25 protein-coding genes are annotated in these 19,794 nt (G+C 70.8%); 21 read left to right on the top strand and 4 right to left on the bottom strand.

Translation table 11 applies throughout. The features are described from left to right. Nucleotides 1–56: 56 nt before the first annotated feature. Both AB0I43_RS40290 and AB0I43_RS40285 read right to left on the bottom strand, forming a co-directional pair. On the bottom strand, nt 57–764 hold the full coding sequence (locus AB0I43_RS40290; protein ID WP_357434155.1) for an NUDIX domain-containing protein: 708 nt from the start codon (nt 762–764) through the stop codon (nt 57–59). Next, entirely contained in the window at nt 761–1,054 is a 294-nt protein-coding gene (locus tag AB0I43_RS40285) for a hypothetical protein (protein WP_357434153.1), read from the bottom strand. Before AB0I43_RS40285 ends, AB0I43_RS40290 begins: the two co-directional genes overlap by 4 nt. 127 nt (nt 1,055–1,181) lie before the next feature. Here AB0I43_RS40285 and AB0I43_RS40280 point away from each other — a divergent pair, with 127 nt between their 5' ends. The 6 genes from AB0I43_RS40280 to AB0I43_RS40255 all read left to right on the top strand — a co-directional run bounded on the left by AB0I43_RS40280 (nt 1,182) and on the right by AB0I43_RS40255 (nt 3,981). Next, nucleotides 1,182–1,583 (top strand): hypothetical protein, encoded by a 402-nt coding sequence (locus AB0I43_RS40280; RefSeq protein ID WP_357434151.1) that lies wholly within the window; start codon nt 1,182–1,184, stop codon nt 1,581–1,583. Between the two features lie 26 nt (nt 1,584–1,609). Beyond that, nucleotides 1,610–1,780 carry a hypothetical protein gene (locus AB0I43_RS40275; RefSeq protein WP_357434149.1) on the top strand — a complete coding sequence of 57 codons (171 nt, stop codon included), beginning with the start codon at nt 1,610–1,612 and terminating at the stop codon, nt 1,778–1,780. Between the two features lie 180 nt (nt 1,781–1,960). Beyond that, nucleotides 1,961–2,530 (top strand): hypothetical protein, encoded by a 570-nt coding sequence (locus AB0I43_RS40270; RefSeq protein ID WP_357434147.1) that lies wholly within the window; start codon nt 1,961–1,963, stop codon nt 2,528–2,530. Between the two features lie 285 nt (nt 2,531–2,815). After that, nucleotides 2,816–3,223, top strand: a complete 408-nt coding sequence (locus AB0I43_RS40265; protein WP_357434145.1) for a hypothetical protein — start codon at nt 2,816–2,818, stop codon at nt 3,221–3,223. Next, on the top strand, nt 3,223–3,651 hold the full coding sequence (locus AB0I43_RS40260) for a transcriptional regulator (RefSeq protein ID WP_357434143.1): 429 nt from the start codon (nt 3,223–3,225) through the stop codon (nt 3,649–3,651). The genes AB0I43_RS40265 and AB0I43_RS40260 overlap by 1 nt, the downstream gene beginning before the upstream one ends. Before the next feature lie 126 nt (nt 3,652–3,777). Then, the gene (locus AB0I43_RS40255) at nt 3,778–3,981 is read left to right on the top strand and encodes a hypothetical protein (RefSeq protein WP_357434141.1); all 204 of its coding nucleotides are present in this window, start codon (nt 3,778–3,780) and stop codon (nt 3,979–3,981) included. 152 nt (nt 3,982–4,133) lie between these two features. Here AB0I43_RS40255 and AB0I43_RS40250 read toward each other — a convergent pair whose 3' ends face one another. After that, nucleotides 4,134–4,565 (bottom strand): hypothetical protein, encoded by a 432-nt coding sequence (locus tag AB0I43_RS40250; protein ID WP_357434139.1) that lies wholly within the window; start codon nt 4,563–4,565, stop codon nt 4,134–4,136. A 117-nt stretch (nt 4,566–4,682) separates the two neighbouring features. Here AB0I43_RS40250 and AB0I43_RS40245 point away from each other — a divergent pair, with 117 nt between their 5' ends. Next, nucleotides 4,683–4,853 (top strand): hypothetical protein, encoded by a 171-nt coding sequence (locus AB0I43_RS40245; RefSeq protein WP_357434137.1) that lies wholly within the window; start codon nt 4,683–4,685, stop codon nt 4,851–4,853. A 28-nt stretch (nt 4,854–4,881) separates the two neighbouring features. Here the strand turns inward: AB0I43_RS40245 and AB0I43_RS40240 are convergent, their stop codons facing one another. Next, nucleotides 4,882–5,889, bottom strand: a complete 1,008-nt coding sequence (locus tag AB0I43_RS40240) for an acyl-CoA dehydrogenase family protein (RefSeq protein ID WP_357434135.1) — start codon at nt 5,887–5,889, stop codon at nt 4,882–4,884. A 103-nt stretch (nt 5,890–5,992) separates the two neighbouring features. Here AB0I43_RS40240 and AB0I43_RS40235 point away from each other — a divergent pair, with 103 nt between their 5' ends. From AB0I43_RS40235 to AB0I43_RS40170, 14 genes are all read left to right on the top strand, one after another. Further along, entirely contained in the window at nt 5,993–7,057 is a 1,065-nt protein-coding gene (locus AB0I43_RS40235) for a GAF domain-containing protein (RefSeq protein ID WP_357434133.1), read from the top strand. Between the two features lie 399 nt (nt 7,058–7,456). Continuing rightward, on the top strand, nt 7,457–8,575 hold the full coding sequence (locus AB0I43_RS40230) for a hypothetical protein (protein ID WP_357434131.1): 1,119 nt from the start codon (nt 7,457–7,459) through the stop codon (nt 8,573–8,575). A gap of 12 nt (nt 8,576–8,587) precedes the next feature. Then, nucleotides 8,588–9,364: a hypothetical protein gene (locus AB0I43_RS40225; protein ID WP_357434129.1), complete on the top strand. Its 777-nt coding sequence runs from the start codon at nt 8,588–8,590 to the stop codon at nt 9,362–9,364. A 1-nt stretch (nt 9,365) separates the two neighbouring features. Next, nucleotides 9,366–10,229 carry a hypothetical protein gene (locus tag AB0I43_RS40220; RefSeq protein WP_357434128.1) on the top strand — a complete coding sequence of 288 codons (864 nt, stop codon included), beginning with the start codon at nt 9,366–9,368 and terminating at the stop codon, nt 10,227–10,229. After that, nucleotides 10,226–11,770, top strand: coding sequence for a cutinase family protein (locus tag AB0I43_RS40215; protein ID WP_357434126.1), 1,545 nt, complete (start codon nt 10,226–10,228; stop codon nt 11,768–11,770). Before AB0I43_RS40220 ends, AB0I43_RS40215 begins: the two co-directional genes overlap by 4 nt. 36 nt (nt 11,771–11,806) lie before the next feature. Further along, complete coding sequence (locus tag AB0I43_RS40210) at nt 11,807–12,535, top strand: hypothetical protein (protein WP_357434124.1); 729 nt, start codon at nt 11,807–11,809, stop codon at nt 12,533–12,535. After that, on the top strand, nt 12,532–12,810 hold the full coding sequence (locus AB0I43_RS40205; protein ID WP_357434122.1) for a hypothetical protein: 279 nt from the start codon (nt 12,532–12,534) through the stop codon (nt 12,808–12,810). Before AB0I43_RS40210 ends, AB0I43_RS40205 begins: the two co-directional genes overlap by 4 nt. A gap of 47 nt (nt 12,811–12,857) precedes the next feature. After that, a complete protein-coding gene (locus AB0I43_RS40200) occupies nt 12,858–13,088 on the top strand; it encodes a hypothetical protein (RefSeq protein WP_357434120.1) in 231 nt (76 codons plus the stop codon). A gap of 26 nt (nt 13,089–13,114) precedes the next feature. Beyond that, entirely contained in the window at nt 13,115–13,774 is a 660-nt protein-coding gene (locus tag AB0I43_RS40195) for a hypothetical protein (RefSeq protein ID WP_357434118.1), read from the top strand. Further along, complete coding sequence (locus AB0I43_RS40190) at nt 13,771–14,646, top strand: hypothetical protein (protein ID WP_357434116.1); 876 nt, start codon at nt 13,771–13,773, stop codon at nt 14,644–14,646. Before AB0I43_RS40195 ends, AB0I43_RS40190 begins: the two co-directional genes overlap by 4 nt. After that, nucleotides 14,631–16,163, top strand: coding sequence for a hypothetical protein (locus AB0I43_RS40185; protein WP_357434114.1), 1,533 nt, complete (start codon nt 14,631–14,633; stop codon nt 16,161–16,163). The genes AB0I43_RS40190 and AB0I43_RS40185 overlap by 16 nt, the downstream gene beginning before the upstream one ends. Further along, entirely contained in the window at nt 16,160–17,668 is a 1,509-nt protein-coding gene (locus AB0I43_RS40180) for an SCO6880 family protein (protein ID WP_357434112.1), read from the top strand. Before AB0I43_RS40185 ends, AB0I43_RS40180 begins: the two co-directional genes overlap by 4 nt. Beyond that, a complete protein-coding gene (locus tag AB0I43_RS40175; protein WP_357434110.1) occupies nt 17,665–19,470 on the top strand; it encodes a hypothetical protein in 1,806 nt (601 codons plus the stop codon). Before AB0I43_RS40180 ends, AB0I43_RS40175 begins: the two co-directional genes overlap by 4 nt. Then, nucleotides 19,471–19,794, top strand: coding sequence for a transposase (locus AB0I43_RS40170; RefSeq protein ID WP_357434108.1), 324 nt, complete (start codon nt 19,471–19,473; stop codon nt 19,792–19,794). It begins immediately after the preceding gene.

Genomic DNA, 19,794 nt, shown 5'->3' with positions numbered 1-19,794 from the left:
ACGAATTGGTCCGGGTTCAGGTTGCCTGTCAGCGCCGAGCTGGAAGCGGCTCAGGATCACTGAACAGGCTGGGGGATGGGTGGATGCAGGTTGACGGCGCTGTCGCAGCGGTAGAGCGCGGCAGGTCGGCCACCCTGGCGCGTGGTGTACTCACCGGTCGGCACCAGGACGCCGGTGTGCTGGAGCTTGCGGTTGAAATTGGCTTGGTCCAGCGGTGCGCCCCAGACGATCTCATACACCTGCCGCAGCTCGGTGATCGTGAACTCCGGGCCGGCGAACACCGTCGCGAGCATGGTGCGCTCCAGTTTGGATCGCACCCGCTCCACCGCCGCGCGCACGATCTTGCCGTGATCGAACGCCAGCGCGGCCTCCCCGGCCAGGATCGGCGCCACCGGCATCCAGGCGGCCGCGCGCGCGTCGTCGCCGGCGGCCAGGACGTGGGCGGCGGGATCGGGTATCACCGCGAGATAGGCCACGGTGATCACCCGTTCCCGCAGATCGCGACCCGCCGCGCCGTAGGTGTGCAGCTGCTCGAGGTGGGCGGTGCCGAGACCCATGCCGGTCTCCTCGCGCAGCTCGCGCACGGCGGCCTGGTCCAGATCCTCGTCATTCTCCTCCAGGTGACCGCCGGGCAGTGCCCACGAACCACGCCACGGGGCTGTCCCGCGCTCGATCAGCAGGACTTGCAACGCGGCCTCGCGCACGGTGAGCGCCACCAGATCCACGGTGAGCGCGGGCCGGAATCGCTGTGCGGGGGCGCTCATTTCCCACCGCCGGCCAGCCGCAGTTCGCGGAACGCGCCGGAGTAGGCGCGGCGGAGTTCGTCCACGCGGACGGCCGCGGCCTCCACAGCATCGACCGCCGCCTCGATTTCCGGGCGCGGGCGGGTGTCGCCGAGCGCGAGCATGGTCCGGCCGGCGGCCAGCACCGCCACGCGCGCGGCCTCCAGGTGCTCGTCCATCGTGATCAGGTCGTCCAGGTCGGCCATGGCGTGGATGGTAGCCACGGTGTGCTCGATGTCGATTTCCATGATGTCCCCCAAGGGAATTCGCATTAAGTCAGATTGACAATTAGAAGCGTAGAACCCTCAAGTAGATCGTGTCAACGATTAGTCGTGCTTCCGTGTAAACGATTGATCGTGTACGGTGATGGGACTTCCACCACCGACCGGCAGGAGCATCGTGGCCGAGCATCCCACCGCACCACTGTCCGAACGCCTGCGCGGCATCGTCGCCGCGGACTACCTGGACGCCCCCACCGGCTACTGGGGCCTGGCGGACTGGCATTTCGCGCGTGCCGTCGCCGCCGGCGCCGACCCCGAAACCATGATCCGCGCGGTGAGTGGGTGTCTGACCGGGGGAGAGGCCGCCGCGATCATCACCGACCCCGCGCGCCGCTGGAACAGCGCCCGGCCCGCCAGTGCGCTGAGGCCCACCGATGCCGACCTGGAGGCCATCGCCTTCGCCGCCCGGGCGATCGCCGAGCGTTGCCTGGACGACGAGCACGGCGCCAGCCGCTATGCCCTCGAGCAGGTGGCCGACCTCCTGGCGCGCGTGCTTCCCTCCGCCCCCCGATTCGCCTGAATCCCACTCACGCAGAGGAGATTTCGATGGCCACCGCCACAATGCCCGCTCCGTGCCGCGCCCACACCCATGCCAATGGCCTGCCCTGGGTCTGCGACCGCCCGCGCGGTCACGCCGGGCCGCATCAGGTCCATTTCGCCGACTCGCGCGCGGTGGCCAAGTCCTGGACCACGGCCACGAGCAAGCCGCGCCGGTAGTCGGCCAGAATCGCCGAACCCTCCGGCATCGCAGGCGCAACGGCGCGCCCAGGTCGCAACGGCGCGGCCGCCGCGAACGCTGGAATCCCGCGGCCTTGTGCCGCATTCCCCCTCGGCGACTACTGAATTCGCATCGGTATAGTTCTTGACTGGTATAGTTTTATACCGCATGATGATTGTATGGATGAAAACCAAAGGGCCGCAGCGGAATTGGTCTCCGCCAGTGCCGAGGGATGCCGGGACGCCGAGCGGGCGCTGGTTGCAGCGATGTGGGAGGCCAAGCAGCAAGGGGTGAGCAGCAACGAGATCGCCCGCCGCGTGGAGGGAATCTGGTCCCGCGTGACCGCGCTGGACGTGCTCGACATCGCCGCGTGGAGTCAAGGCGTGCACGACACGCTCACCGCGGCCGGGGTGGCGCTGGGCAAAACCGCGACCGACGACGTGTATCTACTCCCGGCCGCGCGGATCAGGCAGGTAGGCCTGGCGCTGTCGCCCGCTCGGCGTCTCGCCCCGATCCCTTATCCGACCCGAGGAGAAGACGAGTCCCGGGATGATTACGTGGCGCGCGCGCTGGCCTATGCCGAGGCCGAGTGGGCCGAGTCGGCCCGAAGCCTCGGAGAGAAGGTGGTTCCGCCGCTGCTGGCGGCCGGCTATCAGATCGGCGCGTTCGGCCATACCGGACCACTGAGTGAGGCCGAGGCGATCGTCGCCTTCACGCGCGACGTGACGTTGCATATCCGGCCCGCCTAGAGGCCGGCGCAGCCCGCGATGGCGCCGCAGCGAATAGCGGCCGATTCGGGTGCGCCGAGAGGGTGCGAGGGATAGCGTGGTTCGCGATGCCGGGCCTATCCCCCCCAGGTCTGGCAGGCAACGGCGGCCCCCGGATTCCGGGGCCGCCGTTACGCGTTCGTTCAATTCTCCTGTGCTGCAATATGTTTGCTGACAATTAATGATGCTTCCTCCTTGTCTACCGTGGTGGGTTTCCCTACACTAGGGCTGTAGGGAAACCCACCACTACAGAAGGGAGAGAAGCGGATGAGCTTCGACAGCAAAACGGGCACATACACCCTGAACACGGCCCCGCTGGGTCATATCGGATGGGAGATCGCGGACTGGACCGACACCGTAATGGCCACCGCCGCCGCGCTGCGGCGCGGGGAAACGCTGCCCGCTCCGCGGATCGAGCAGGCCCTGGCCGACTCGCGGCGCTTGGCCGAGGCCCTGGCCGCCCTCGATGACGAGCTGCTGGTGATGGCACGCCAGGAGAACCCGCTGCTATCGCTGCGGGCACTGGCCGAGGCGTTCGGCCGCCACCACACCACAATCAACGACCGGCTGAAGAACATCACCGCCGGCAAACAGGCACTGCGCCGCAATTGGCTGCTGGGCCTGCCGTTCGACGGGTCCGCCGAGATCTCCGAGCCGACGCGAAAGGGCCTGTGATGGGCGCGGATCAGGCCGCGATCTTCGCGGCGGTGGCGATCACATGGCTGGTCGCCCACCAGGCAGGGGACTACTGGGTGCAGTCCGATCACCAAGCCGCCCACAAGGGCGGGCCGGGCTGGGCCGGTCGGCGCGCGTGCGCGGCCCACGTGGCGACCTACACCGCGACCCAGGCCGGCGCGCTGGCGCTGGTGGCCTGGGTGCTCGGCCTGGCGCTGGATCCGCTCCAGGTCGCCGCCGGCCTAGCGATCTCGGCGGGCACGCACTACATCGCGGACCGGCGCACGCCGCTGCGACGCCTGGCGGGCTGGGCCGGGCACGGCGGGTTCTACGCGCGCGGCACCGGATTGGCCTCGGGCGCGGCGTATCTGGATCAGTCCTGGCACTGGGTCTGGATCGGGGTGGGGGCGCTGGTCGCGGCGGCCTGACCACAGAGTTCGGGCAGCGGGCCCGGAGGCGCTCATATCGCCTCCGGGCCCGCTGTGCGACATAGCTGCGACATCGCCGTGCCAGGGTGGGCTCACCTGCACGAACCGAGACCAGGAGAACCCGCGATGAGCGAGACAGACTTCCTCGAAACCCTCACGCTGACAGGCGATTTCCACAATCCGGAACTGGCCGCCATGGCCGCCGCGCACGCCGCGCTGGCACCCTTGGACCTGCCGGCGCGCGCACGCGCCATGCGCTGGCTGGTCGAAGTGCTCGAGGTGGGCGTCTGCCTGCCTCCGCCGCGCTCGCACCCCCGGCGTTTCCGCTGATCGCTCACCGAGTGCGCGCACCACGCCCTGCGGTTGGTTCTGAGCGTCAATGTGGGCAGCGGCTGGGCGCGCGAATCTCGACACCACCAGACCAGGCTGGCTTTCGTGTTCACGAATCTCGGCACTGCCCCCTGAGCGCCTCGTAACAGCAGTCAATCAGTTGAGGGATTGACCCAGGCCCAGCCATTGGTGCGGTGGCCAGCGGTCGGCGGCTTACCCGACCGTGCTTCTTCTACGATCTCGCCCAGCCAAGCCCGCTGCTCGTCGCTGACTAGGTTCCAGATCGCGGTGACTTCCGCATCGGACAGGGCGCTGGGGACACTGATCCGGCCGCCGGTCATCCACTCAAGGTCAGGATCCCACCGAATCCCGTATTCCACCAGGCGCTTTCGGGCACGCTCGGCGACCTCGATGCCGATCGAGCCCCAATCCCAGTCCTCGGTGTCTGTAAGGGGGAACGCACCGTCGTCGGCGAGGTCACCGACAACGGCGAGAGTCTGGTCGTGGTCCCACACCATCGCGTCGACCTCGTCACCTTCACACATCTCACGGGCAGAGCCGACCTGGTCGCCATGCGTCGCCATACCCTGATCCTCCCCTCTGGCACCGACAGGGATCAGTGGCAAGGCGACTCGCTGGCGCCGAAATCGTGGCTACAGTCGTGGTCACACCGCAGGCCGGGCGAGACAGAGGAGATGCACATGGAATCCGAGAACCACGCATCACCCGAACAGGATCGGCCTCATTCCGACGCCGAGCTGGCCGAGGCCATGAAGGATCTGCCGCCGGAAATGCACGCGGCCATCTTCGGCGGCAATCCCAGTATCGCCTGGGACGAACTCCGTAAGCGCCGCGAGACCGAGACCGACTGACCGCCTCGGCCTGGCGCTGGGGGTGTGTCTAGTCCGGCGCGTGCGCGGCCAGGGCCTCGGTCAGGGCCTGTTTGATCGGGTCGCGGGTGGTGGCCACCAGCACGAACTGCGCCGCGCGCGTGAGCCGTTCGGCGGTCGCACCGGCGAGCACAGCGCGGCTGCCGGTCGCGACGACGGCCGCAGTGGCCGTGTGCACGGCGAGCAGGCCGGCCTGCGCGCGCAGCTGGTGGACCGCCGCGAGATCCCCGGCCGCGCCGGTGTAGCGGGCCCGCAGTTGCTCGTAGCGGTCGCGGAACGGCGCAGGATCGGCGTCCAGACGCTCGAGCTCGCGCAGGCAGTCCCGCACGACACCGAAGGCCAGCGCGCCGTTGATCCAGTCCGCGACCATCCGCACCTCCCGAAAGCCCGTGGTGGTGCCGATATTGACGACGTGGGCGGCCGGGATCGGCAGAGCGTCCACGGCCAGGCGGACGGTGTGGCTGGCGTCGGCCGCGATCAGCGGCAAGGGATGCGCGCGTAGTCGCCGCGCGTCACGGTCGGTCACCAGCACGGTGCCCAGGCGGTCGCCGTCACCACCACGCAGCAGCGCGGTGGCCACCAGGCCCTGGGTGTAGTCCCAGCCGGAGACGAACGGCGCGATGCCGTCCAGGACGTAGCCACCCTCGGTCTCCTCCAGGAACAGCGTCGGCTTGGCGAGAGTGCCCGCGTAGGAAACCGGACATCGGAATTCACCAGCCGCCATTCTCGGAAGGTATTCCGCTTTCAATTCCTCATTGTCCGACGCGGCGACCGCACGCAATGCCCCCACGTGTTGTGCCCACACGAATCCGGTAGCCAAGCATCCGGAAATCAGCGCGGTTCCGGCCTCGAATGCCTCCTCCAATGTGAACCCGGCGCCGGGGAAGCCGTAGAAGCCGCGGGCGGCCAGCTCGGCGAAGTGGGCGTTAGGTATGTGGCCGGTGCGGTCGACCTCGGCCGCGTTGGGGGCCAGGACTTTTGAGGTGATGTCTTCTGCGAGCGCGATCCAGTCAGCCATGCGAACCTTCCCCTTTTTACTTTCTGGCGCTTGCGACTGTAGCTGATACGATTGCCGGTTACTCTCGAGATCAGTTGAAGCCAGTACAGGGAGGGCGTACACGGTGACAGAAGCAAGTGAGCGCGGCCCGGATTCGTTGCTGATAGAAACAATCGGCGCGGACCCGCTCGTGGTATCCAGGAATGGCCGAGTGCGTGAATTCCGGAAACTGCGCAATGAATTGCGGGGCAATGACTTGTCCACCGCGATCGGCGTGGTGGACCGGGTGCGCAAATCCCGCGCCCCCGAACAGGGCCCAGGGCACGCCGCATTTCCGATCATCAGCCCCGACGGCGCGGTCGCGGGCGTGCACATCACCCTCGGAACGGGCCCGCGCCCGGAGCCCCCGAGAGTGGGTGCGAGCTACTGGGAGCTGGCCACGCCCACCGAGGTGCCACGCCTGCACCTGAGCACCGAGATTCTCGACATCATGGGCACGCCCCTGGAGTACCGCGACCGCAGCATCTACGGCCCCTTCGACTTCTGCGGGCCGATCGTGCGCACCCGGGACCTGCTGCTGACCTGGGAACAGATCGCCTCGGCCGCACCGGGATCCGCCGAAGTCGGCCAGTTCGTCCTGCGGGGGGCAGGCGGGAAGCTGGTCGCGCTGCAATACGCGCACCGCTACGTCGACACCGATGTGGGCCCGCGGCTTCGCGGCATCGTCCAGGACGTCACCGACCAGATCGACACCGCCGAGCTGGCCCTGGACCTGGTGGACGCCGGCATCACCTCCACCGCGATCACCGCCACCGGACAATTCGGCGCCCTGGTCGACTTCCGGGGCACCTGGCCGGTGGTGCTCAAGTGGCTGACCCCGCTCATGGAGGGCGCCGGCCACGGCGTCTCCACCGGGCAGGCCCCCGGCCTGCACCCGGAGGACATGGCGCGCATCCCCGAACTGATCGGGCCCGCGCTCCAGGGCGAGACCGTGGTGGACAAGGTACGCACCCGCAACCCCGCCGGCGGCTGGATCTGGTCGGAAGTCGTTGCCCGCCAGGTCGACCCGGTGACCGCGCCCACGGTCGGGCTGGTGCTGTTCACCCCCGGCCACACCGAGGCCACGGCCCAGCCGCCAGGGCATTTGCCGCTGCCGCTGACCGAGGAGTCCGCGACACGCAGTAGCTAATGGTTGCCTCAGTGATAGGAAAATGATCTAGAATCCGTGGCATCGGTACAGGGACCGTCCTCGAGGTCCAGCCCCTCGGCTGATCTCCCAGGTCCCTGAACCACAAGCTAGGCGCACCTTTCGAGGTTGTGACGCCCACCGGGGGCATCACCCGCGCTCCATTCAAGGCTCTGTTCGAGCCTGTCTGTGAGGCGGTTCGTGATGCACTCGTTCACCATTCGGACAATCCCACCGAATAGCTCTCGGCCTGCGGCACCCGTGTGCCCACTTTTCGCAGCTTCACCGATTGTTGGTGCCGCACAAGCGAAACGGCCGCAACTCACCCCATCCGAAACCCGCCCCCGCAACGATCACTGTCGCTGCGGTGGCGGGTTTCGTCGTGCCCGAGGAGGCAGCATCATGACCAATCCCCGTCGCCGCGCGCTCATTTCGCTGGCCGCCCTGCCCACCCTGGTCGCGGTGGCCACCGGCACCGCGCACGCCGCACCCGGCCAGCCCGGCCTGGCCGCCCCCGAGTCCGGCCAGCCCGCACTCACCGCGCCGCCGAAACCACCGGCCCCGCCCAGTGCCGCGGACTGGATTCCCGAACCCGCCCAGCTGCCCCAGCCCTCACGGCCCCGGCCCCAGCAGCAGAAACCCCCGGCCCAGACCGTCATCCAGCCACGCGCCACCCAACCCGACCCGGACGAGTCCGCCACCGAAGCCCTGCCCGCAGTGGCCCAGGAGCCCACCGCGCCGGTGCGCCCGGACACCTTCCGATTCGGCAACACCCGCGCCGACGTGCCCGACTGGATCGATCCCGTGTTGGTGCGCAAGGCGCAGTCATACACCGATTGGGCGGAATGGTGGATCGCCGACGGCTACGACCGCGCCGGGTTCAGCCGTGAGGAGTCCGACCGGCGCGCGGCCTCCACGATCGTGGCGGCCGGGGCCGGGGCCTACACCGGCACGCTGGTGGCCACCCCGATCCCGATGCTGGTGGGCTGCGGTGTCGGCGCGGTGGTCGGCGGTGTCGCCGGTGCCGCGATCGCCGGAATCCCTTCCGCCGGTGCGCTCGCCCCGGGCGGCGCGGTGGTCGGCGGCATCGTCGGATGCGCGGCCGGCGGTCTGATCGCCGGTGTGCCCGCCGCCGTGGCCGGTGCGGCCGCCGGTGGCCTGCTGGCCGGCGCGGCCGCCAACGCGCTCGGCGGCGGCACGATGACGGCCCCGCCCTCCGAAGAGCTGCCCGCCCTGGTGGACGTGCCCGCCGTCGCGCCCGCGGCTCCCGCGCTCGCGCTGCCCGCTGTCGAACTGCCGGCACTGCCGCCGCCGGTGGTCGAAATGCCCAGCGTCGCGGCCCTGGCCGAGGCGGCCGCCCCGGTCGTCGCGCAGGTGAGCGCCGCCGTGACCCAGGCCGCCGAGTACGTGGCCGCCGATCCGGTTGTCACCCAAGCGGTCTCGACGCTGCACGACGCGATCGCGGCCATGCCGCCGATGCCCGCCGATCTGGTCGGCGCGGTCCTGGCACCGGCGAACTAAGAGGAGGTAGCGATGCCCAGCCAGTCCGACGCCCGCACCGAACCGCAGGCCCGTCCGCGACCCGCGCCCGCCGAGGTGTGGCGTCAGTGGCTGGGCGAAGCTCCCGAACTCGCACTCCCCGAACCGATCTCGGCTACGGCCGAGGCGACTACCCCCACCCCCGCGCCGATCGTGGACGACGATCCGATGGCGCCGATTGTCGAGGACATGCGCAGGCGGCAGGCGGCACGGCGACACCGCCTGAGCAGCCGCCGTGTCCTCGGCGTGGCCGCCGCGCTCGTGGCCGTGGCCGGGGGTGGGGGCGCGCTGGTGGCGGTCAACGGTGACAGCCCCAGCACGGCGGCGGGCGTGGCCACAGCATCACCGACCCCGGCAATGGTGCCGGCGGCGGCGGTGGCCACGCCCAGCCTGCCCGCCTGGTGCGCACCGACCGCGACCGACACACTCGTCGTCGGCTCCGACCCCGGCAACCACACCTCCGGGCCCGGGGTGATCCTGCTGCAACAGCACGCCCTCTACGTCCTGCGCGACGTAGCCGCGGTGCGCTCCGTGTTCGCCCCCGACGCCCTGGCCGCCAGCGAAGAGGCCACCCGCGCCGCGATCGCCGCTATTCCGGCCGGCACCCGGCACTGCGTGACCATCACCCCGGCCGGGCCCGCGCGCTGGTCGGTGCAGATCAGCGAGCAGCGCCCCGACGGTGCCAGCCCGACCTGGCAGCAGACCGTCACCACCACGACCGGGCCCGAGGGCCAGGTGCTCATTTCCGCGATCACCGCAGGGAGCAACTGACATGACGATTTTCGATCTGAGTGAAATCGACGGCTCCGCAACCGAATCCGAGGATGCGGCCCTGACCGCCGCGCCCGCGCCCGGCTCGCCCACCGAGGTGCCCTCGCTCAACTCGGCCGGTCCGGCGCGCTGGGTGGCGGCCCCGCCGGTGCTGGTGCTCGGCGCGTGCGGCGGCTCCGGGGTGAGCACCACCGCGCTCGGACTGGCAGGCGCGGCGGCCACCGACTACGACACCGACCTGCGCCCGGTCTGCGTGGACATCACCGCCTACGGCGGCGATTTGGCCAAACGCGGCGCCGATGCCCAGGCCCCGGTCGGCACCGCCCAGACCTGGCTGGAAGCCGAGCGGCCCGCGCTGCCCTCGGCGGTCGCGTCCTGCACCGGGGCCAGCTCGGCCGGTGCCCGCATTTTGGCGCGCGGCCCGGAGCCGTTGCCGCGCCGCGAAACCGCGCTCTCGATCCACTCCCACCTGATCGAGGCCGGGCACCTGCCGATCTACGACGGCGGAGCCCCGGTCAGCTCGCGCCTGGCCGCCCCTTTGCTGGCCGATCCCCGGGTGGCGCTGGTGCTGGTCACCGGCGCGCGCCCGGACCTGATCAACCGGCTGCAACCGGCGCTGGCCGCGCTGGACACCGCGCACGGCGAATTCCTGCTCAGCCGTGCGGTGCTGGTGGTGACCGAGCAGATCCCCGGCACCGGCGCGGCCGCCGTACAACACCTCAGCGCCTGGCTCGGCGCGCACCTGCGCGCGGTCGCGCTGATCCCGCACGATCCGCACCTGGCCCGAGGCCGACACGTCAGCTGGCGCGACCTGGACGGCGCGACCCGCACCGCCTACCGACTCCTGTGGGGAGACCTGCGATGACCACCCTGCGCGTCCTGTCCGGCGCCACCGCCGCCGCGCTCGCGGCAGCCACCTACCTCACTGCCGGAACCGCTGTCGCCCAGGCGGATTCGGCGGACTGCCCGATCGTGTACGCGCTCGGCGTGCAGGGCACCGGCCAGTCCTCGCCTGGTGCGTCCACCACCGACGACACCGGGTTTCTGTCCACGGTGTTCGTGCCGCTGCAGGCCGCCGCCGACGCCGCGAAAGTCGCGGTCAAACGCGAATACATCCCATACGAGGCCGCAGCGTCCACGATCGCGTCGGCCTCGAAAACCAGCTACGCCGATTCGGTGACCGGCGGCGCGCAGCGGCTGCGTACCCGGATCTCCGACATCGCCCGCGAATGCCGAACCACCCGGATCGCCCTTGTCGGCTATTCCCAGGGCGCGCACGTGGTCTCGCAGGTGGCCCAGAGCATCGGGCAGACCGGCGCGCCGATCGCCGCGGATCGGGTGGTTGGTGTCGCGCTGTTCGGGGATCCGACCCGCACGACCGGCGCGACCACCTTCCCCGGCGCACCGAACGCGCAGCGCCCGGCCGCCGCGCCGGGCCTGGCCGCCGAGGCGGTGGCCGGCATCGACGAGCTGGTGCCGATCCCGCCCGCCGGCACCGGCATCACCTCCACCCGCTCCGCCGAGTTCGGCAAGCTGGTGGGCCGGGTCGCGAGCTTCTGCACCGCCGGTGACCTGTCCTGCGACGCTCCCGCGCACGCCCCGCTGCTCCAGGCCGTGGCGAATGTCGCCTCCACGGTGCAGAACCCGGGTGATCCGCTGCAAGCGCTCGGCGCGATCGCGACCGCGCTGGCCACCACCAGCATCAAAACCGCCTCCACGGTGCTGACCCAGGATGTGAGCGGCACCAGCCTGTCCTCGCTGTCGCTGGCGCCGAAGAAATCGATCAGCCAGCGCATCGCCGACGCCTCCGATCCGGCCACTCCGGTCAACCCCGGTCAGGTGGTCGCGGCGCTGGCCAAGCTCGGCACCATCGGCCTGAACGCCGCGATCACCGTGGGCCGTTCGGTGCTGACCCCGGCCAATATCGCCGAGATCGGGGTGGCGGGGCTGGCCGACCCGATCGCGGGCCTGGCCGTGTTCGGCGGCAAGCTTCTGGCCTCCCTCGCTCAGCTGATCCCGCTGACCACCGGAATCCGCTGGGTCCAAGAGGTTTTCACGGCGTTCACGACGAACCTCACCGACAACCAGGACATGTTCAACGCCACGACCTGGGTGAAGTACAGCGACGTGATCAACCGCCACGGCTCCTACGTCAGCGACCCGGTGACCCCGGCCGGGGGATCGGCGGTGACCTGGGTGGCCGACTGGTTCACCGCCGCCGCCCGCGACGTGGCCGCCACTCCCGCCGCGCGCCCCGCCACCGCGACCGGCAAGGCCACCACCAGCCCGGCCCGGCCCAGCACCAACGCTCCGCGCACCACCACCCCGGCCCCGGCTCCGAGTTCGGTCACCGTGACCCCGCCCAGCAGCTCGCGCCCGATCACCACCACCCCCAACCCTGCGTAACCCCGCACAGATTCGCCCCGAAGAAAGGAGGCGGCCATGGCAATGTTGGATTCCCCCAGCGCCCCCGCCCGCGCCGTCGTCACGGCCGCACCCCACCCCGCACCGGGCTGGCGGCCCGGCGACCGCCAGCGCGCGGCACGCCTGGATAGCCTGCGCACCGCCGCCCAGGACGCCACCGCCGTCGCCCCGGATCCGGCACGGCGCGCACCGATCTGGCACATCCCGGTCCCGCACGAGCGCACCCCGCCGCCGCTGGTGTGGCTGCTCGGCGCGCACGGCGGCGCGGGCGTATCCACCCTGGCCCAGCTCATGGCCCCGGCCGCGGACTGCCACCGGCGGTGGCCGGCGGTCCTGGAGGGCGAAAGCCCCTACGTCGTGGTGGTGGCCCGCGAAACCGTCGACGGTCTCGCGCGCGCTCACGATCTGTTGCGTCAATGGCATTGCGGCCAGGCCGGGCACCGGGCGCATCTGCTCGGGCTGGTCACCTGCGCGCATCAGCCCAAGACCGCGCCCAAGCCGATCACCCGCTACCTCGAGGTGATCGAAACTCTGGCCCCGGCGCGCTGGCGGATCGGATGGCAAGCCGATTGGCCCATCACCCAGCTCGAGGATCTGCCCACCTGGACCCCCGATCATGTTGCCCCGTCCAAAGGCCCGGACCCGATGGGCGCGGTCCGCGAGCTCGGCGACGCCCTGATCGCGGCGGTACGCGCCATCGAATACGGACCCCAACCCGCACCCACCTCGAAAGGAACCCTCCGATGATCACCAGCACCCTGTATGACACCTGGCTGGCCGTGGACTCCATCACCCCGGAGAACCCGCCCATCTCCGAATCGCTGTACAAGCTGGCCCGCTGGGGCTTGTGGTTCTCGCTGTTCGGCGGCGCGGTCGCCATCGTGTTCGGAGGCGGGGTGTTCGCGTGGGAGAAGTGGAACGGCGGCATGGTCACCTCCACGCGCATGATCTCCGGCGCCCTGATCGGCGGCATCATCGCCTCCAGCTCCGCGGCCATCCTCAACGCCGTGATCCCGACCTGAGCGGGGCCGCGCCGATGCTGACAAACCTTCTCGCCCAAGGCAAGACAATGCCGAGCTCGGTCACCGAGCCGGTCACCCAGCTGCTGCGCTGGGGGCTGGGCCTGGCCATGATCATCTCCCTGATCTGGCTGATCATCGCCGCCACCAACTTCTGGACCGCGCGCCGCGATGGCGGCGACATCGCCGACTCCGCCGCCGGAGTGTTCCGCGTCCTGGGGGGCGCGATCATCGCCTCCAGCTGCACCGTGATCGCGGTCGCGGTCATGGCCACATCCTGAAAATTGCTGCCCAGGAAAGGGATTCGATGAACACCAACAGCGCATCCGGTCACCTGCGCGGCGGCCTGGCCCTGGCGCTGGTGCCGGTCGTGGTGTGGCTGGGAGCGGGCTGCGGCAGCGACCGCGACGAATCAGCCACGCCGGCCACCAGCACCGCCGCACCCGATCCCAGCCGTCCCCCAGCGGGCGTGCGGTGGGAAACCTGGCAGGGCATCAAGCTGCCACACTCGGGCGCGGACGGACCCACCAAGACCTCCACCGGCGCGGCCACCGGCTACACGCGCACCCCCCAAGGCGCGGCGCTGGCCGCGATCCAGCACAGCATCCGCCTGTCGACCGCCCCGGATACGTCCTGGCCGGTGATCGCGCGCACCACCCTGACCGAGGGGCCGGGCAAAGACTTCTGGGTCACCAACCGCACGCTGATCTCCATCACCCGGCCCGTGGACGCCGCCGCCACCCCGCGCGTGCTCGGCTACTCCATCACCGCCTGGACCCCCGACCGCGCCGAAATCGCGGTCTACACCAGCTATCCCGACAACTCGCTGTTGTCCACCCTGACCACGGTGTCCTGGACCTACGGGGACTGGCGGCTGGTGCTGCCCGACCCGGCCGCCGGAACCGTCGCCCACTCCGCGATCGCCACCGTTCCCGCCAACGCCGTTCACCTGGAGGCCCCCCGATGAGCACCGACCACGGAACCGATACCCCCGCAACCGATTCCGGGAGCCCCGGCGGCGGCCGCGGGCACACCACCCTGATCCTGGCGCTGGTCGTGGTCGGGCTGGTCGTGGTCGGCGGCGTCGCCGCCTTCCTCTCCCGCGAGGACGACCAGCCCGCCGGCAGCGGGCCCGCCCCGAGCTCGCCCACCGCCGCGCCCGCGCCCTCCACAGGCGCGGCCGCGCCGGGGTTCAGCCTGCCGATGACCGACGATTTCGGCCGACGCATCGACATCCCGAATTCCGAGTACGGGCAAACCCTGGCCCAGACCGCACCCCAGCGCACCCCGGCGGATCCGGAATGGCTGACCGCCGCGCCGGCGGGCACCCGCGACAAGGGCGGATGGCAGCGCGTCACCGGTGCCGTGGTGCCGTTCTCCACCTCCGACGGCCCCACCGGTATCCGCGACGGCATGCCCACCGGGTGGGCGCACACCCCGCAGGGCTGCGCGCTCGCGGCGGCCTACCTGAGCTGGGAAGTCAACGCGCGCATGGGTGATCGGGTGATCCGGGAGCGCGGGGTGATCTCCACCCCGGCCGACCTGGCCAAATTCGACGCCGACCGGGCGGCGGGCAAGATCCCCGACCGCGCCCCGGCGGTGCTGCTGCGCTGGCTGCTGGCCTCCGACGCGTTCAAAATCGTCAGCTGGGCACCGGATCTGTGCGTGCTCAAGCTCGCCACCCGCAACGAACCAGACAAGGCCACCCAGGCCGCGCGATGGCTGGGCACCACCGTGTCCATGGTGTGGACCGAGGGCACCTGGAAGCTGCGCCCGCCTGCCGGGGGAAACCCGCCGCAGGAGGCGCTGGCCTCGCTGTCCGGGTGGACGACATGGTGAGCGCGGCGCACGGACCCGCCCGCCCACAGTGGCGGCGGCTGCTGGGTGCGGTCGCGGTGATCCTGTTCGCGCTCACCGCCTCCGCGGCTCCCGCCCTGGCCCAGCAGGACGACGGAACCTACGGATTCAACGACACCTGCGAGCAGCTGCACGACGCGCTCGAGGATCTGGGCGTGGGCCCGTTCAACATCGGCAACGGCGCGGCCGCGCTGTGCAAGGCCGGCAACGTCGCCTCCCACCCCGGAGAGGCGTGGTCGGCGGTCAAAGATGCCGCGTGGGACACCACCTTCGGCCAAGCGGTGGACTCGCTGGTCAAGGGTTTGGGCCAAGCGCTGATCCTGTCGCTGACCTTCTGGCTGAAGCTGCCCAACGAGACCTTGGCCGACAGCGGCTCGTTGTTCGCCCAGGTCAAAGACTATCTCTACGAACCGCAGGTGTATCTGCTGATGGCCTCGGTGATCGCGTGCGGGGTGCGCCTGGCGGTCGCGCACCGCCAGGCCGCCGCCGAGGAAGCCGAAGAGTCGTTCAAGGTGCTCATGCGCGCGGCCGCCACCACCGCCGCGCTGAGCGTGGTCCTGGTCGCGGCCACCAGCGCCAGCGATGAGTTCTCGGCGTGGGTGATCAACGACTCCACCGGCGGCAACGCCCAGGGCGTCATGGAATCGATGATCAATGTGTCCGCGATGCAAGGGTTTTCGCCCGGCCTGGTACTGATACTCACCATTCTCGGCATCCTCGGCGCGCTGGCACAGCTGGTATTCGCGGTGATCCGCCAGGGCCTGCTGATCGTGGTGGTCGGACTGCTGCCGCTGGCGGCGGCCTGGTCCGGGTTCGGGATGGGCCGCCAGTTCTATCAGAAGCTGCTGGCCTGGGTGATCGCGTTCCTGCTGTGGAAGCCGATCGCGGCCATCGTCTACATGATCGCGTTCACCGTGGCCGGCCAGACCAGCGGACCGGTGGGGCAGATGCCCGCCGACGCCGCCAGCGCCCAGCGCACCCTGGTCGGCATCGTGCTGCTGTGCTGCGCGGGCATTCTGCTGCCCGCGATCATGCGCCTGGCCTCCCCGATCACCACCACCTCCAGCCCCAGCCGAGGCGGCGGCGGAGCCGCCGTCATGGGCGCGCTCGCCATGCGCGGCGGCGGGGCCCGCGTGGCCACCGGCTCCACCGACGCCCGCGGCGCGGGCACCGTGCGCACCGGCGCCAACGCCACCGGAGCCGCCGCCGCACCTTCGCCGAGCGGGTCCACCATGCACAAGGCCGACCGCCCGCGCACCGTGCCCGGTCAGGCCGCCCACGCCGGAAGCGCCAGCGGTCGCGGACCCGGAGGAAGTGCCGGCCCACGTGGTGGCGGCGGCCGCAACGCCGCCCTGGGCATCGCGGCCGTGGCAGCCCATACCGCCGGGGCCGGGGTGCGTACGGTGCACCAGGCCACCGATTCCGCCGCCAATCCCCAAGGCGCGCCGTCGACGCCGAGCGGCGGCCGTGGCGGTAGCCGATCGACGGTGCCGCGATGAGTGCGCCCCTGGCGGCCGAGGAGGACCGCACCTACGGCATGTGGACCAAGCCCCGCCGCGAAGGACTCTGGGGCCTGACCTGGGGTGTCACGCTCGCCGGGTTCGCCGCGATCGTGTTGGCCATCATGAGTTTCGCCATGGCCGGCCCGACTGTCGGCATCACCGTGGCGATCACCGAAATAGCGGTGCTCGCCCCGGCCGCCATCTCCATCGACGGCCGCACCACCTACGAAAGGGTTTCCATGGTGCTCACCTGGATGCGCGCACGCCGCCGTGGCGAAACCACGTACCGCTCCGGGGCTTTCAGCTGGCTGGGGTCCTGTCGGCTGCCCGGCCTCATGGCCGCCTCCGAACTCTCGGAGTTCGTCACCGGCGCGGGGGAGCGCTTCGGCCAGATCCACATTCCGAGCCAGCACCTCTACACGGTGATGCTGCGCACCTGGCCCCAGGGCGCTCGCGCGGTGGATCAGCCGATGGTCAATCAGTGGGTCGCGGCCTGGGGGCAATTCATCGCCAGCCTGGGCGGCCAGGCCGACATCGTGCAGATCGCTGCGGTCACCGACACTGTGCCCGAAACCGGCAACCGTTTGGCCGCCGAGGTGGAAGGGCTGACCGTGCCGACCGCGCCGGATCTGGCGCGCCAGATCATGTACGAGCTGGCCGCCGAGCTGCCCTCGGATTCGGTGCGCTCGGAATCGTGGATCTCGATCACCTTCCGCGCCATGACCCCGGCGCGCCGCAAATCCGCGGAGGAGCAAGCGGTGGAGATCGGGCGCCGGCTGCCCGGCATCGGCAAGGCCCTGGCCGATGCCGGGGTGCGCACCCGGCCGATGACCGCCGCCGAGATCACCGCGCTGCTGCGCCGCGCCTGGGATCCGGCCGCCGAGTCGGATCTGGAGACCGCCGCCGAGCTCGGCCTGGCCCACGGCATCGACTGGGCCGAGGCCGGACCGGTCGCCTACCGCGAGGCCGCCGATCACCTCTGGCACGACGGAACCGCCAGCGTCACATGGGAGATGAAGGCCGCCCCGATGGGCACCGTACGTGAGCGGGTGTTGCAGCGGCTGCTCGAACCGAACCCGGACGTGCCGCGCAAGCGGGTCGCGCTGATCTACCGGCCGCACTCGGCTGGTGAAGCCACCGCGATCGTGGACGACGATCTGCGCGACGCGCTCACCGGACAGAACGCCAGCCGCAACGGCCTGGGCTCGGCGCACGCCACGCTGCGAGTGGCCGCCGCCGAACAGGCCCGCGACGAGCAGGCGCGCGGGCACGGCGTCACCCGGTTCGGCGTGCTGATCACCATCACCACCCCCGACCATGCCGGCGAGACCGCCGACCTGCCCTCTATCGACGCGATCGCCCGCGACCTGGCGGTGCAGGCCCGGCTGAAGATCCGGCGCTGTCACCGCTACCAGTCGGCCACCTTCGCCGCTGGCCTCGGCGCGGGCGTCGTGCTGCCCGAAATGGCCACCGGCCCCCACGTCGGAAAGGTGATCCCGTGACCACCACCAAACCGAAGGCCCGCGCGGGGAAGGCTGCCACCAGGCGCGATACCGCACACACTGCGGCCACTGGGGGCGGGTTCGGCACCGCGCTGCTGACCGAGGCCGAGCGCGAGCGCCTGGCCGCCACCGCCGCCGCAGGCGGGCCGCTCGCCGCGGCGTGGGCGCGTTTCCGGCTGCGCACCGACGACAACCGCCGCCGCGTCGCCGGTTTACGCGCCACCGGCGCCACGGCCGCCACCGTGGCGCGCGCGGTGCAAGTCAGTCCCACCGGCGTCACCGGGCCCGGCGGCGGGCGCTCCCGTGTGATCGCCGTCCCGCCCGAATATCGCGGCACCACAAGCCAAGTCGCGGGACTGTGGCCCTGGTGCGTCGGCGCGGGCGCGCCGATCCTGGGCACCCCGCTGGGCCCGCACCTCGAGACCGGCGAACCCGTATGTTTCGACCCGCTCAACTGGTTCGCGCGCGGCAAGTTCATCACCGCGCCGAGCCTGTTCGTGCTGGCGCTCAACGGGTTCGGCAAATCCTCGCTGGTGCGGCGACTGGTCCTGGGCGGCATCGCCCAGGGCGTCACCCCGCTGATCCTGGCCGACGTGAAACCGGACTACCGAGATCTGATCGGCCGGTGCGGCGGTCAGGTGATCGACCTCGGATACGGGCACGGCCGCTGGAATCCGCTGGACCCCGGCGTGATGGGTGCCGCGATCGCGCGCCTGGAGGACGCCGGGCACACCGAAGAGGCCGCCCGGATGCGAATCGCGCTGCGCGCCCGCCAAACCAACATCTTGGGTGGGCTGATCGAGCTGGTGCGCGGGCAGCGCATCGCCGACTACGAGGAAACCCTGGTGGCGACCGCGCTGCGGGTGCTGGATGAACGCGCCGTCGACGGGTTCGTCCAGGACCAGGCGCCGATCCTGTCGGACCTGGCCGCCGTCCTGGACGCCGGCACCGAGGATCTGATGCTGGACGCGGTGGCCGCCACCGAGGCCGACTACCGGGCGGCGGTGATCCCGCTGCTGCGTTCGCTGCGCGCGCTGACCCGAGGCCCCTACGGCGCGCTGTTCGACGGCCAGACCACCACCCGCATCGATATCGACAGCGTCGGGGTGTGCGTGGATGTCTCGCATCTGCCCGACGACCGCAAGCTGCGCGCCGCCGTCATGCTCGTGACCTGGAATTCAGGGTTCGCCTCCATCGAGGCCGCCAACGCGTTGGCCGCCGTGGGCCTGGAGCGGCAACGCAATTTCCAGGTCGTCATGGATGAGCTGTGGCAGGTGCTGGGGCTGGGGGAGTTCATGGTGGACCGGGTGGATGAGCTGACCCGGCTCCAGCGCGTCATCGGCGCGGCGCTGATCCTGATCAGCCACAGCATCCGGGACCTGAAATCGCTGCACGGCGCGGCCGCGGATCGCGCGATCGGCTTCCTGGAGCGGGCGCGGGTGAAAATCCTGGGCGCACTGCCGGAGGAGGAGCTGGCCGCCTTGGCGCGCGTGGTCAAGCTGACCGCCGCCGAGGCCACCATGGTCACCGGCTGGTCTGCCCCGCAAGCACTGACCGGGGAACCGATCCGCCGGCCCCGCCTCGAGGACGAGGACGCCGAGGCCGCGCCGCCGGCCTCTGCGGCGGTCGCGCCCGGCACCGGGCATTTCCTACTCAAGTACACCGAGAACGCGACCCCCGGAATCCCCTTCCTTCTCCTGCTCACCGCGACCGACCGGGCCAGCGGCATCCACGAAACATCAAGCAAGTTCAGCGAATTCGGCACACGCCGCCACACCGCCGCCGCCTCTGGGAGGGCCTGAATGTCGTCGTCGTCTCGTCGCTACCGAGTCGTCACCGCCGAGATCCGCGAGGCCGCCGTCAAGCAGATGCTGGCCATCATGGGCGAACATCCTGGACTCTCGCGCACCGCGGCCGCCAAGACCGTCGCCAGAAACCTTGGTGTGCACCATAATTCGGTGCTGAACTGGCTTGCCGACGCCGAGGACCTACCCACCGAGGGAATCCCCAAGGTCGCCGACTTGGCTGCCCAGAACGCGCTGCTGCGCCAGCGCCTCGCGACCGCCGAGGCACTGAATCAGAGCCTGACCAGCCGCCTGCACAATCTCGCCCCGGAAGCGGGATGA

Source organism: Nocardia sp. NPDC050435, from assembly GCF_040655395.1.
In the GTDB taxonomy this organism is placed as follows: domain Bacteria; phylum Actinomycetota; class Actinomycetes; order Mycobacteriales; family Mycobacteriaceae; genus Nocardia.
Note: the sequence above shows the minus strand (reverse complement) of the source record. Positions and strands in the feature narration are given on the sequence as shown.